Origin of the sequence: Mucilaginibacter roseus (genome assembly GCF_021215455.1) — a bacterium.
GTDB lineage: Bacteria > Bacteroidota > Bacteroidia > Sphingobacteriales > Sphingobacteriaceae > Mucilaginibacter > Mucilaginibacter roseus.
Map to the genome: position 1 here is coordinate 291128 of NZ_JAJPWV010000001.1, position 14214 is coordinate 305341.

The window sequence follows — 14214 nt, forward strand, 5'->3', positions numbered from 1 at the left end:
AACTATCAACCGCCGCAAATGTTTGCTTTGATGTAGCTGTATACCGGACGGCAAAAAGTAAATGTTAATATTGCGCTGGAATATTATTTGCTTACTTTGAAACCGCAAAAGCAATTGTGAATGTATTGGTACGAAGAAGACGTTAAGCAGTTAGAGAAAAGGAGCCAGCAACTTACCTATGAGCCCGAAACATTATTTTACGGCAGCTCATCCATAAGGTTATGGGAGAACCTGTATAATGATTTTGCCGACCTTAAACCCATCAACCTGGGCTTTGGCGGATCCACATTAGCTGCCTGCGTATGGTTTTTTGAGCGGATAATGCTTACCTATAAACCTAAGAGGCTGGTGGTTTACGCCGGTGATAACGACCTTGGCGACGGACGTACGCCAGAAGAAGTCTATATTTTTTTTAAGCAGCTTATGGTTGAGGTTAGCCGGCGTTTTGGTAACATACCATGCTATTACATATCGCTTAAGCCAAGCATCAGCAGGCGCAATATCATCGACAGGTTTAAGTACACCAACAATTTAATTGAGACAGAAATAGTTAAAAGCAGCAACAACTGGCATTTTATCAATATATTTAGCCATATGGTTGATGCAGGCGACTATCCGAAAGGTAAATACTTTGTTAATGACGGTTTGCATTTGAGCAAGGAGGGCTACGAGTTATGGAAGCAAGTGGTTGCCGAACAGTTGTATCGCCATCATTAACTATTTGTTCATAATTAAGTAACATGCGCTACTGATATTCACTACCAAAAGCTATGCCTCCTCAATGAATCGCGAATATCATAAATGGTATAGTACCCATTTGCAATGCAACATGGAGCTTTTGGTGTTCGGGCACAGCGGTCGGGCCGTACTTTTCTTTCCTACGCGGATGGCCCGGTTTTACGATTACGAAAATTGGGGTATAATTGAAGTATTGCGTGATCAGCTTGATAACGGGCAATTACAGGTATATTGCGTAGATAGCATAGATGCCGAAAGCTTTTATAATCAAGCCATTCACCCATCAGAAAGAATAGCCCGGCATCTTCAATATGAAGATTACATATTGCAGGAAGTACTACCTTTTATCCGATCAAAAAATAATACCGGGGTATTGGAAGTGGCCGGGTGCAGCATGGGGGCATTTCATGCCGCAAACATTGCGCTTAAGCATCCGGCACTATTTAACAAAGTGATATGCATGAGCGGCCGGTACGATCTTACACGTTACATTAATGATTTTAAGGATCTGTTTGATGGCTACCGCAATGATAACATCTACTACAACTCACCCATACAATTCATGGGTAATATGCAACAGAGCGACTTGCTCGATAGCATCCGTAGGTCGGAATACATATTTGCTATAGGCGAAACCGACCCTTTCCTGGCAAATAATTACGAGTTTAGTCAGCTATTGTGGGATAAAGGCATTCCAAATAACTTGTATATATGGGATAATTATGCGCATCGCCCTCGTTACTGGCGACAAATGGTGAGGTTATATCTTTAAAATATACTTACAGGCAGCACAATTTCAAACCTATCACGCCCTGTACCGCCAAACAGATCAGGATCAAGCAGCCGGCTGTATCTTAAGCCGAATGAGATAGATGTTTCATTAAAGACCTTCGTATCAAAAAACACCGCTCCGCCCACACTGCGGAAGTTCGCTTTAAACTTATTGCCCGTGTTGTAAAAATCCGACGCGCGGGTGTATTCATAAAATGCGTTACCCCTGATACGCAACAGGTAGATGGTATTGGCTACGCCGGCATCTGGATAAGCAATTGGGAAATGATAATTTGCGCCAAGTTTATCCATCCGGTACAGGTTTTCAACAGAATATCCTTTTGAAAATGGAAAGTTGTTTGAAAAGCTTACCTCGTTATTCAGGCCATGTTCCTGGTGAGCGGCGTTAATAACCAAACTGTGGTTAGGCCATAAACCGGGTAAGTAAAAGGTACCGGATGCCAAATACTGATGCGCCGGCAAACTTAAACCGTTTTTATAGATAAACAAAAACGATTGCCCCCAGCGCGGGTTGATATGCTGCCTTGCCTGCTGAATACGGGTTGAAAATGAGAGGTAACTGTTAAGATATGTAAAGTGCCTGTTAAACGCTTCAAAACCGTCCTGGTAATTGGTTTGCGCGTAGTATATATCAGTACCTACATTAAGGCCGGTAATTTTTTTGCCTCGTGTAAAGTTAAAAGGCAATTGGATGCCGCCATGTATGTTAAACTCGTTCCAGTAAATATCGCTGCCCCGGTATATGCGCCTGCGTTCATAAATGTAGTCGGCACCCGATGAAAGATAAGGAAAAAGCGCGCCATAAATGAAATCAAAACCCGCTTGTTTATAGCCCTCATTACGGTTGTAATTAAAGTAAATATTCGACTCAAATGTGTTCAGTATATTTTGTCCGGCTATTGATATGCGGTAATCCGGGTCACTGATCTCCGGTATCAGGCTATGAAAATTGAAAAGGTTATAACCTTTCTTGTATTTGGTAACCGGGTAGTTATATACCGTATCTTCAACCCGCTCAATTAAGCCCGATGCTACGTTTTTGTTAAGCGACGAAACGCGGTAACCGGGCAAACCACCCGGCAGCTCATTAGCACTTACGGCGTCCCATTGCATATCGCGCTTATCGGCTTGCGTAATTTGATAGCCGCTTGCAGTGAAACCCACCCAAGCTACTTTATTGGCTGATGTTGTTGGTTGATAGCTCCCGATTGTTTTAACGTTACTACGTAGCTTAAATAGCTTTTTATAGGTAATTGAAAAGGCAAACAACTCGTCATTATTTCCGGATGTACCGGTAAAGTAAATAGTATCCTGCTTAACACTGGTATAGCCTATTGGCTGATAACCGAATGACAGTAATGTTTCCTGGCTGCCGGTAATTGCGTTTACCTTAATTATACCCATCTCGCCCTTGGCGTTGCGGGCAGCGGAGATGATATTATTGCCATTAAACTTTGGATATGTATAGAATAAGTGGCTTATATTAGGCAAAACCGATATAAGCTTACCCGATTGTGCATCAAGTATATGTAATGCTGATTTACCATCTGGATTTACCTGAACAGCTACAATCCTACTGCCATTAGTGCTGAACGATGGAGAAAAATATTTGGTTTTGTTGGTGATAGTGCGTTCACGCCCGTTGTTAACGTCGACCACCCTTAACTCATGGTAATTGCGATAACCCCACCGCAGATCGCGCCGATAGGCGGCGTACACTATTTTGCCATTGCTATAATCAAAATACCTGTCCTGCGATATAGCGCGAGTGGTGATCTTCCGCTCGTTGCTTCCTGTACGAATAACGAAAGACGCTATATTATCGTAAGGGCTTTTCAGATAAATTATCGTGCTGTCATTTACAAAAACCGGAAACTCTTCATCGGCAACAAAGTGCTTTGCCGATTTTTGCGGCGGTGCATCGTTAAACTGCTGCCTGAAATAATTTAACGCGTCAGTACGAAAAGCTGGGAAGTTTACGCCTGTATGCTTTTTAACACTGTTTTGAAACGGATAGAATAAGCTTTTATAAGCCGCGGCATCATGGGTAACATCGCGCCAAAAAGCATCGCCATATTGTTCACGTCCGTAAGCTACCATCATATAACCCAGGGGGTAATGGTTGGGCACGTAATCAATGTACGATCCGTTACGCAACTTCATCCAGCTATAGTTTTTGCCGGCAGCCCATAACCCGCGAAAGCCGTTGTAAAAATATGGTAAGCGCCCACGGCCTTGTGCGCTAACCAGCGTTTCGTTATAAACAGCATCTCCCTCAAAAAACCAGTTAGGAACGCTCAGCGCATTGCCGAACGCTTGCCCGCCTTCGCCAAACAAAACCTTTAAAATGTGAGATAAGCCTACGTTAAAGTTATTGTACTGCTGAACATGCCTAAACTCATGAACAGCAAGCATTTCTGGCCATTGTATACTACCCAGTTCGAAACTATTTTGCTGTGGCGTTAGGTAAAACTCGCTGCGAAAAGGCGCCAGGCCTACATAGCCATTACTCTCCGTAGTTTGGTTCTGTAATACGATGTTTACCTGCTTTTGCTTGGAGCCGATGGTAGGCTTTACAACGTTATTTATACGGTTGATCAGCACAGTTACCCTTAATCCGGTGCTATCCATCCCGGCTGGAAATATTACCCGCGCGGCTGGCGTGTTAAACTGTTTCCATTGTAATGATGGTGGGTTACCGCCAAAGGTTTGTGCTTTACCATCTGTAAAAAACACCAACAAAAAAAAGCTTAAAAATATAGCGGGCAGATTTTTGGTAAAATAGCCTGTGTAACTCGTTAAATGCCTGCCCATTCGAAGTAAATAATCGGGGCGACAAAAATATAAATAATTATGCTATCAGCATCGTAATTAGAGATTAAAAAGACATTCGGCCTGTTAAATCTTATTACATTTGCCGTGTTATGGCTAAAGTTTCTATAAACCTGGCAACAGGCTCATTGCAGAAGGAAGAAATTATTGTAGGTATTGACCTGGGCACAACCAACTCTTTGGTTGCGTTCATTAATCCTGATAAAAATGCGCAGGTAATTAACGATGCCGGCAAGGGGGTGTTAGTGCCGTCGGTTGTTCACTTTGGGCAAACCGGCGAAGTAACGGTTGGTAACGATGCTAAAAACTACCTGGTTACCGATCCGCAGAATACCATATTTTCCGTAAAGCGTTTGCTGGGCCGCTCATACCGTGACATTGAAAATTACAAAGACTTTTTCTCGTACAAAGTTATTGATGATAACAGCGAAAGCCTGGTAAAAATAAAGGTTGGCGACAAGTTTTACACACCTATCGAGTTATCCGGACTTATACTTAAAGAGTTAAAAGAGCGTGCCGAGCATGCCCTAAAAACACCTGTTAACCGCGCTGTAATAACCGTACCTGCCTACTTTAATGATTCGCAGCGCCAGGCCACGCGCGATGCGGGTAAACTTGCCGGGTTAGACGTATTACGTATTGTGAACGAGCCTACCGCCGCAAGTTTGGCCTATGGCATAGGTCTAAATCCCGACGAAACCAAAACCATAGCCGTGTACGATCTGGGCGGCGGCACGTTTGATGTATCCATACTGCAAATACAAAACGGCATTTTTGAAGTGCTGGCCACCAATGGCGATACCTTTTTGGGCGGCGATGATTTTGACCGCGCCATTATAGATTACTGGATTGAGAAAAACAATTTAGATAAAGCGCAGCTTGCGGAAAACCGAGAACTATCGCAGCAATTACGTTTAAAGGCCGAGGAAGCTAAAAAATCTTTCGCCCACCAAAGCCTTTTTAATGAACAACTGGGCGATATATGGTGTACGCTGGATAAACAGACCTTTGAGCAGCTAATATTGCCTAAAGTGCAGCAAACCATCACCTGCTGCCAAAACGCGCTTAAAGACGCGAAACTAAGCGTTAAGCAGATTGATGAAGTAGTGATGGTAGGTGGATCAACCCGCACGGCGCTGGTTAAGCAAATGGTAGCTGAGTTCTTCGGTCGCCCGGTGCATGATGAGGTAAACCCTGATGAGGTGGTTGCCTTAGGGGCCGCAATACAGGCTGATATTATGGCCGGTAACCGTAAGGATATTTTATTACTGGATGTCACCCCGCTTTCGCTGGGTATTGAAACTATGGGTGGCCTGATGGATGTGATCATCCCCCGTAATGCTAAGGTGCCTACCAAGGCAGGCAGGCAGTACACCACCTCAGTTGACGGACAGGTTAACATGAAAGTTGCGGTATACCAAGGCGAACGCGACCTGGTGAAAGAGAACCGCAAACTGGCCGAGTTTAACCTGAAAGGAATACCGGCAATGCCGGCAGGTTTCCCAAAGATCGACATAAATTTTTTATTGAATGCCGACGGTATTTTAAAGGTGCAGGCCATTGAGTTACGGTCGGGAGTTAAACAAGAAGTTGAGGTAAAACCGACCTATGGAATTACTGATGATCAGGTAGAGCAAATGCTTATGGATAGCATTACCCACGCCAAGGACGACGTAAGTCAGCGCATGATTATTGAGGCGCGTACCGAAGGTGAACAAATGATATATACTGTAGAGCGCTTTTTGCAGAAGCACGGCACCTCAGTATCTGCTGAAGAAACAGCTCAAACTAACGAGCATGTAGCGGCACTTAAGCAAGCATTAAATAGCGGCGATAAGGATTTGATACATAAACGCATTGATGAGCTAAACGAATTTACACGCCCCTTTGCCGAGCGATTGATGGATCAGGCTATAAGCCATGCCATGAAGGGTAAGAGTATTGACTAATAGGTTTAAAATACTTGCTGAGCTACAACTATTTGCTACGGTCGAAAAAATATGTCTGACTGATGTCTCGGGAAAAAAGTATAATCAAAACAAACTAAAAAAATCATCAACATAGTAATGATAAAAAACAACCCCGGTAGCGGAACATACCGGGGCTGCTTACCTGATCGTATCAGTCGGTTCTACTGTTAGATGTAGCGTCGCTCATGCCTGTATAGTACATTGTTTTAATCTGCGTCTTCGTCAGGCGTAAAGTCCTTGTCTGAGCGTGACGCCTCGTAATTAGGTTCTCCGTCCTGTTCCTCGTTTTTGAAATTCACCTTGTCGTTTTTCTCGTCAGACGGTTCTGTACGAGCAAAGTACGCATTAGTATAACCCGCGTTTTGTGAGGGGTTATTAGGCGCATCGCCGGACGGTGTATTGTTCTCCTCGCCAAAAGCATGGCCACCATATCCGTGGCTTTCCATACCCGGAGCATCGGCCTTTTTTACCTCGCCACCCAATATGGATTTTTTTAGGTTTTCCTCTTTCAGATTGCTATCATCATCAACCGGATAAGCATTGGCTTCGCTTTTCGGGTTGTTGTTCTTTAATTCATCATCGCTATAAGCATTCATAACATTAGTTATTGGTACTTATAAATAAGCCTTGGCGTGATGAAATTGTTTTTATTAGTTAATAGATTGTAGTTATAGATCATGATTCATTGTAAAGATGCTGTTTTGCATATTCCGACGATGAACCATTAACCATGAACTGCTCAAAACACCTTAGCGCGTATTTCCTTTGCTATCTCTTCCGTTATGCTGATGATATCTTCAGCTACATGGCCGTTGTTAAGTACTACCTTATGGCATTCATCTTTATAAGGCAGCAAATACTCTCTATATGCAGGCACCACATGGTTAACCCATTTGTATTGCACGTCATCGTTTGAGTAGCCCCGCTCAATTAAATCGCGTTTCAGGCGGCGTTGCAGCGCAACATCTTCGTCAGCATCAATAAATACCTTTAAATCCAGCATGTCGGCAATTTTGCGGAAATGCAGAATAAACAAACCCTCAACAATCAATATCGGAGCCGATTTTATCTCGAGCGTTTTTGGCTTGGCGTTCGGGTTATTAAATGTGTATTCGAGTTTGGTAATGCTTTGGTTGTTCAGCAGCGCCTCAATATCATTTTCAAAATGAGTATGGTCAATGGTGGCGGGGAGGTCAAAGTTATATAGCTTATTTTCTTCGGCCGTCATGTTCTGCGCAACCGGGAAGTAATAATCGTCCTGCGATACAAGGGCAACCTCGCTGTTGCTGAAATGCTTTAAAAAACACTTTAAAAAAAAAGTTTTGCCAGAGCCGCTGCCACCGGCTATGCCAACTATATAGGGTTTATTCATTCGTAGTACCGTAGCTTAAATTTACGTGAAAACGTTTATCAAGCGCGCCTAATGATTCGGCTACATTCTTAGTCATAACAATGATAACGTCTTTGGTTGATTCGTTATCAGTAAAGCGGCCAACAACTTTCGCAAAGGTAGTACGGTTGGTCATCGGGTTAATGATTTTGATCACGGTGCCTATCGGGGCAGTACGGTGCAGGACCAGTTTCTTGTTCGGGTCAAGACCGGCCTCTTCCATCCAGGTAGCTACGCCTTTTTCATTTTTTTCGTACAAGCCGTAACGGTTTGGCCTTACGCCACCACCTACAGAGTCGGTTGTTGACACCGGCATCGGTTCAGTAGAGTCGCGTACTGCGGCAACCTTATTAGTATCCGGCACTGTAACTACCGGCGGCGGCGTAGTGGTGGTTTTGTTGGCACGCACTTTAATAATTTGCCCGGCGGTAAGCGATTTTTTTGTGAGGTTGTTGATTTTTACGATGTCATCAACAGTAGTGTTAAAGCGGCGCGCAATGGCGAATAAGGTTTCACCTGCCGATACTTTGTAATCCTGATATTCGGGGATGTTGCCTGCGTCCGCAGTTGGTTGTGTTTGTTGCTGCGCTGCGGGCATGTTGTTAGCTGGTGTTTGTACTGGCTGTTGCGTAACCGGCCTGATTTGCGCTTGTTGCTGTTGGGCAGGAGGGGTAGTAGTAGCTACCTGTTGCTGGCCATCTTCATAAGGTAACTCAGTAGGTACTTTTATGACATTGCCAATGCGCATAGGCGCGTTATTATTGAATTTTATAATGGCGTTCGGCTTTACGTTGTAGCGGCGGCCTATAGCGTAATAATTATCTTTCGGATCTATTTTATGTAGGATGATCTTTTTTCCGTTTTGGTTTTCAACGCCTATTGAGTCAATCACATTACCAGCAAATACGGGAACTGAAAAGGTAAGGGTTGATATCAATAGCAAAGGGAGCTTAAATTTCATAATGTTTTATAATACAATAAATTATAATTCCAAAACCAACAATTCGGTTCTGTTTTTGAGGCAGATAAGCCAATTTTTATGTAATACAAACGCCTCGGGCTGTAATTTTTGTATACCGGTCATTAATAATTCTTCGTAACAAATGCGGTCGTTGTTAAGCACAAACAACCATTGTTGCAATACCCCGTCGTTTCGGGTGTGCAAAGATACAATTCTGTAACCATTGTGCTCTATATAATGTATTAAACCACCTGCGGGCTCTAAATGCTGCAATGGAAAGGGCAGTTGTAGCGGCGGCAGGTACTGCGGAACCTCAATTTGTTTAATTAACTCACTATCAGTAATTTGATTGTATGGTTTGATTGATTTGCCGGTTGTGATATCGTGTACATAAAGCTTTTTGGGCAGCAATTGCGTGTTAAACAATACCGGCCCTGAATTACTTAAATGGTCATATGCGAGCGAAAAGTTGCTCCATAATTCTGTCCCTTTTTCAACATCAATAGCGGTAATGCCCTTATGTACAGGCGTGCTTTCACTTTGAAAATAGTGCAGCAATAACACACCGTTGTGCGCGGTTTCCATGCCGGTAAGCCAACGCTCATGCATGGTATAGTTTTCAAAGTTTGTTTTTGCGTGTGGCAGGTTTATAGCGGCAAAGCTTGTCGTTCTGTCAGCCTCATTCCTGATTTCGAGTGCCAGCGTTGCGGTTACCTCATCAATATCCATGCGCCAGACAGCGCCGTTAAAGCTTTTTTGTATGATGGGTTGTAACGCTGTCATAAGTTTGCAAATATCCCTATAATTATTAAAATCTGCTTAGATTTGGTACAAACATTGATTTCATAAACCTGTTAACAACAAAACAACATTTAAATCTTATGGACGCTAAAGAAATAAGCCTCGAAGAACGTAAAGTAAAACCGGTGGTAGATTTGTTAAACGATCTGCTGGCCAATTACCATATTCACTACCAAAAATTAAGAGGCTGTCATTGGAATATAAAAGGACAAAACTTTTTTACCCTGCACCTTAAATTTGAAGAGTTATATACCGAAGCATTAACCACTATTGATGAACTTGCTGAACGGATTTTAACGTTAGGCAAACCGCCGCATAGCACCTTTGCCGATTATATTAAAGAGTCAACCATCAAAGAGATAAACACCATCGGTATGAAAGATACCGATATGGTGCGTGCGATTATTCAGGATATGGCTTTATTAATTGGCATGGAACGCGAAATTTTGGATGTAACTGCCGATGCTGGCGACGATGGCACTAACGATATGGTTAACCGCTTTATGCAATTTAAAGAGAAAACCACCTGGATGCTACGTTCATTTGTTAACGAAGATTAATTTGGTAGAAGTGAGATAATAGATTACGCTCATAACTAAATTAAAAAGAGAAGCCCCGCTGAATCAGCGGGGCTTCTCTTTTTATAAATATAAGCAATTCAAAATTCTGATAATTCCCAAATTCCAAAAATTCAGGTCTGGATTAGAATCTGTAGCTCACTGTCAAATATAAATTATCATTAGTACCGTTGATCAGGGCTGACGGACTTGCGTCGCCAACCTCATACGGGAAAACCGTGTTTGAACCGGTACTGTGGAGGTAAGTGGCATCAACAGAGTAATGGCCTGAGCGGAAGCCTAAACCACCTGAGGCGGTTTTGATGTTGCTGCCATTATCTTTCATCGGGTTGCCGAAAACGTTGTAACCACCACGAAGGTAAGCAAACTTACCTAAACGGGCCTCGGCACCAACACGGGTATTAATAGCTCCTTTATAAAATGTACGGATGTTCGGGTTATCTTCATACTCGGCATCATAGCTGTCATTACTCATCAGCCTCGCGGAGCTGTAATCAACGTACTCCACGTCACCGGTAATAAAACCATAATTTTTAAAGAAGTAAGCTATACCGCCTGCCACCTTTAAAGGTGTGCGCAGGTCATAGTTTAAGGTATAAACCTCTGAGTTGCGATAGCTATTGTCGCCGCTTACATCAGTTGCCAATGTTTCGCGGTAGGTATCTTCCATATTATACCAGGTAGGCGAGGTAAAGTTGAGGCCTAAACGTAGCGCTTCAACAGGTTTGTAGATCATACCTAACTTGATATTAGCTCCGGTACCACGGGTTGCCTGGTCCTGCATAAATGCGGATTGAAAGCCACGCGTAACATTGGTGTTATTTTGCAGGTAAGATAAATCGCCACTTTCTGAAAATACCTGTGTTGAATTATAATTAATGGTAGCTATACCTAAACTAGCACCTACATAAAATTTATTACTATTGTTTGCGCCTAACGAGAGGTTAAATTCAGATTGTCCACCACTGCGGGTAATAACATTACGTTGAACCGCAGGTGTATTATTATCTATAATTACCGCGCTACCATAGTATTGGTTATTATTTTGATCTCTATAATCTCTTACCAACTTATGTGCGTATGCCCAATCAGCTAATAGGTCAGTACCACTGGCATTAGCTCTGTCAGTGTAATAATCACTTATTGAGCTCGCCCTGTTATTACCACCATAAGTGGTATTATCATAAAAATTATTGGTGCGGCTGTATCCCAAACCAAAGTTAAGGCTTAGCCAGCCTTCGGTTTTTTTGGCGCCACGCGCGGTACTCAACTGAGAATAAAATACGGCCGCCGCGTTATTCAGGTTGCCATTGTTCTTGCTATCATTGGTTGTATTGCCAAGGTAGTCGCTTTTTGATTTGAATATGTTTAACTCCGGCGTAACGCTAATCTCCGAACGGGTGAAAAAACCTAAGCCGGCCGGGTTGCCACTAACCGAAGTAAGATCGCCACCCACGGCAACATTGGCATTACCGATGGCTTTTATACGGGCGGTTGATCCGGGTTGTGTGGTTGAAAATCTAATTGCGTCCTGTGAATATTGGGCAAAGCTACTTTTGGCGATGGCTACCATAGCCATCGCACTTAGTATATGTTTGAATTTCATTGTTAAAATAGGTTAACGTGATAATTGGATGAATGTTAGTTGCGTGAAGGACGACCACCGCCGCCGCCGCCACGAGAACCACCGCCTGACGAACCGCCACCAAAACTTGATGGAGAAGACGACGGACGTGAAGTTGCTGGCGGTTGATATGTTGGCCTGTTTTCGCCCGAAGATGGTCTTGAAACTCTCGCGTCGCCACTAATATCACGGCCAGCACCATTGTTACCTCTGCCGGTATATGATCCGTTTGATCCGCCGGTGCCGCTAAGCCTGTTAGGACGGTTTGGATAATACGATGCGCCATTGTTGGTGCCCATACTGTTACGCCCCGCTGTTAAACCGCTGCGTGGGTTGCCTGAACCCCTGATAGGGCGGGCATTGCCAGATGAACGGTACGCAGAGTATACGCCCCAGTAAGGTGAGCCACCCCAGCCAGTACCCCAGTAAGAATAGCCTAAGCCACCATAACCAAGGCCGTAGCCATAGCCGCCATAACCCCATGGTGAGTAACCCCATGGAGAATAGCCATATCCACCCCAGCCATAACCTAAGCCTACACCCCAGCCGCCATAGCCGTAACCTAAACCAAGGCCCCAGCCGCTGCCGTAACCATAGCCCGGTCCGTATGGGCCATAGCCGTAGTACATATTATCATAATAACCAAACGGTGAAAAATAACCGAAACGGTTTATGCGCGATGAATAATCGTCATAGTAATAATATTCGTCATCAGTAGTGTAGTAATCATCCTCGTACCCGTCGCTGCCCACACCCGGATCTTCGTTGCGGTAAACAGGGCGTGCCGCATAAACCGGCGCATCACCGGCTTTAGCCTGGGTATGATACACATCGTCATCGCCAAAACTCTGGTTGGAAGCCAGTTTGGTGGTTGAGCATGAACTCAGTGCTGCAGCGCTGAGTAATGCAATTCCTATGGTAATATGAAGTTTCATATATATGTTTAGTAAAAAGTTCGAACCCGGATAAGTTTTAAATTTATAAATTTGGCAGCACTATATATTAATCTAAAGGTCAAAATCCATTCCACAAATATAAAATGAGCAAAGGTATTATTAGTAAAGACGAAGATTACTCGCAATGGTTTAATGAATTAGTAATAAAAGCTGACATGGCCGAATATTCGCCCGTGCGGGGTTGCATGATCATCAAGCCGTATGGCTACTCGATCTGGGAAAAAATGCAATCGGTGCTGGATAAGATGTTCAAAGACACCGGCCACAGCAATGCTTATTTTCCGCTTTTAATACCTAAATCATTTTTCTCAAAAGAGGCAAGCCACGTTGAAGGCTTTGCCAAAGAATGTGCCGTAGTAACTCATTATCGCCTGAAAAACGATGAAGATGGCCAGATTGTTGTAGACAGCGAAGCAAAATTAGAGGAAGAGCTGATCATTCGCCCTACATCAGAAACCATTATCTGGAATACTTATAAAGGCTGGATACAATCTTACCGTGACTTGCCTATTTTGGTTAACCAATGGGCTAATGTAATGCGTTGGGAAATGCGTACCCGTATGTTTTTACGCACCAGCGAGTTTTTATGGCAGGAGGGCCATACCGCCCACGCTACTGCTGAAGAAGCTGTTGCCGAAACAGAACAAATGCTGGATGTATATGCCGACTTTGCCGAAAACTGGCTGGCACTACCGGTAGTACGTGGCCGCAAAACTGCAAATGAGCGTTTTGCCGGTGCATTAGATACTTATTGTATTGAGGCGCTGATGCAGGATGGTAAAGCTTTGCAAGCAGGTACCTCGCACTTTTTAGGACAAAATTTTGCCAAGGCCTTTGATGTAAAGTTTGCCAATAAAGAGGGTAAGCTTGATTACGTTTGGGCTACCTCATGGGGTGTATCAACCCGTTTAATTGGTGCTTTAATAATGGCCCACTCTGACGATGCCGGTTTGGTATTGCCGCCGAAACTGGCGCCTATACAGGTAGTAATTGTGCCGATTTACAAGCATGATGAAGAACTGGAAAACATCAGCTCGTATGTTAAAACGTTAACTAATGATTTAAAAGCAAAAGACATATCTGTTAAGTTTGATAACCGGGACACCCAACGCCCGGGCTTTAAATTTGCCGAATATGAGCTTAAAGGTGTACCGGTACGTGTAGCTATCGGCAGCCGAGATATGCAAAACGGTACCGTTGAACTTGCACGCCGCGATACCAAAACCAAGGAAACGGTTCAGCAAGAAGGTTTGGCCAATACCATCGAGGCGTTGCTTGAAGAAATACAAAGCAATATTTACAGCAAGGCCTATAACTTCCGTGAGGAAAATACAACCGAAGTAGATACTTACGAGGAATTCAAGCGTTTGCTTGATGAAAAACCGGGTTTCCTGTCAGCCCATTGGGATGGTACGCCTGAAACAGAACAACGCATTAAGGAAGAGACCAAGGCTACCATCCGTTGCATACCATTGAATAATGCGCAGGAGGAAGGTAAGTGTATATTAACGGGCAAACCATCAACCCAAAGGGTATTGTTTGCAAGGGCTTATTAATTAAGTACTATTTAAA

The 14214-nt window shown here is 43.6% G+C and carries 12 protein-coding genes; 5 read left to right on the forward strand and 7 right to left on the reverse strand.

The genetic code is table 11. The features are described 5' to 3' along the window. The first annotated feature begins 120 nt into the window (after nt 1-120). Both LT679_RS01295 and LT679_RS01300 read left to right on the forward strand, forming a co-directional pair. Entirely contained in the window at nt 121-717 is a 597-nt protein-coding gene (locus LT679_RS01295) for a GDSL-type esterase/lipase family protein (RefSeq protein WP_232175092.1), read from the forward strand. Nucleotides 718-781: 64 nt separating this feature from the next. Continuing rightward, entirely contained in the window at nt 782-1510 is a 729-nt protein-coding gene (locus LT679_RS01300) for an esterase family protein (protein ID WP_232175093.1), read from the forward strand. Here LT679_RS01300 and LT679_RS01305 read toward each other — a convergent pair. After that, entirely contained in the window at nt 1507-4344 is a 2838-nt protein-coding gene (locus tag LT679_RS01305) for a TolB family protein (RefSeq protein ID WP_232175094.1), read from the reverse strand. The genes LT679_RS01300 and LT679_RS01305 overlap by 4 nt on opposite strands. Nucleotides 4345-4454: 110 nt before the next feature. Between LT679_RS01305 and hscA the strand changes: the two genes are divergently transcribed. Beyond that, nucleotides 4455-6311, forward strand: coding sequence for a Fe-S protein assembly chaperone HscA (hscA, locus tag LT679_RS01310; protein ID WP_232175095.1), 1857 nt, complete (start codon nt 4455-4457; stop codon nt 6309-6311). A gap of 227 nt (nt 6312-6538) precedes the next feature. On the opposite strand, the gene LT679_RS01315 is transcribed toward hscA, so the two are convergent. The 4 genes from LT679_RS01315 to LT679_RS01330 form a co-directional block, all read right to left on the reverse strand. Next, the gene (locus LT679_RS01315; protein WP_232175096.1) at nt 6539-6928 is read right to left on the reverse strand and encodes a hypothetical protein; all 390 of its coding nucleotides are present in this window, start codon (nt 6926-6928) and stop codon (nt 6539-6541) included. A 143-nt stretch (nt 6929-7071) separates the two neighbouring features. Further along, the gene (locus LT679_RS01320; protein ID WP_232175097.1) at nt 7072-7704 is read right to left on the reverse strand and encodes a uridine kinase family protein; all 633 of its coding nucleotides are present in this window, start codon (nt 7702-7704) and stop codon (nt 7072-7074) included. After that, on the reverse strand, nt 7697-8683 hold the full coding sequence (locus tag LT679_RS01325) for a DPBB and LysM peptidoglycan-binding domain-containing protein (protein ID WP_232175098.1): 987 nt from the start codon (nt 8681-8683) through the stop codon (nt 7697-7699). The genes LT679_RS01320 and LT679_RS01325 overlap by 8 nt, the downstream gene beginning before the upstream one ends. A 21-nt stretch (nt 8684-8704) precedes the next feature. Beyond that, the gene (locus tag LT679_RS01330; RefSeq protein ID WP_232175099.1) at nt 8705-9466 is read right to left on the reverse strand and encodes a DUF4905 domain-containing protein; all 762 of its coding nucleotides are present in this window, start codon (nt 9464-9466) and stop codon (nt 8705-8707) included. A 98-nt stretch (nt 9467-9564) separates the two neighbouring features. On the opposite strand from LT679_RS01330, the gene LT679_RS01335 reads away from it, so the two are divergent. Then, nucleotides 9565-10044, forward strand: coding sequence for a Dps family protein (locus LT679_RS01335; RefSeq protein ID WP_232175100.1), 480 nt, complete (start codon nt 9565-9567; stop codon nt 10042-10044). 142 nt (nt 10045-10186) lie between these two features. On the opposite strand, the gene LT679_RS01340 is transcribed toward LT679_RS01335, so the two are convergent. Further along, a complete protein-coding gene (locus tag LT679_RS01340) occupies nt 10187-11668 on the reverse strand; it encodes an OmpP1/FadL family transporter (RefSeq protein WP_232175101.1) in 1482 nt (493 codons plus the stop codon). Nucleotides 11669-11703: 35 nt separating this feature from the next. Next, nucleotides 11704-12621 carry a hypothetical protein gene (locus LT679_RS01345; protein ID WP_232175102.1) on the reverse strand — a complete coding sequence of 306 codons (918 nt, stop codon included), beginning with the start codon at nt 12619-12621 and terminating at the stop codon, nt 11704-11706. A 104-nt stretch (nt 12622-12725) separates the two neighbouring features. On the opposite strand from LT679_RS01345, the gene proS reads away from it, so the two are divergent. Beyond that, complete coding sequence (proS, locus tag LT679_RS01350) at nt 12726-14198, forward strand: proline--tRNA ligase (RefSeq protein ID WP_232175103.1); 1473 nt, start codon at nt 12726-12728, stop codon at nt 14196-14198. Nucleotides 14199-14214: the final 16 nt, after the last annotated feature.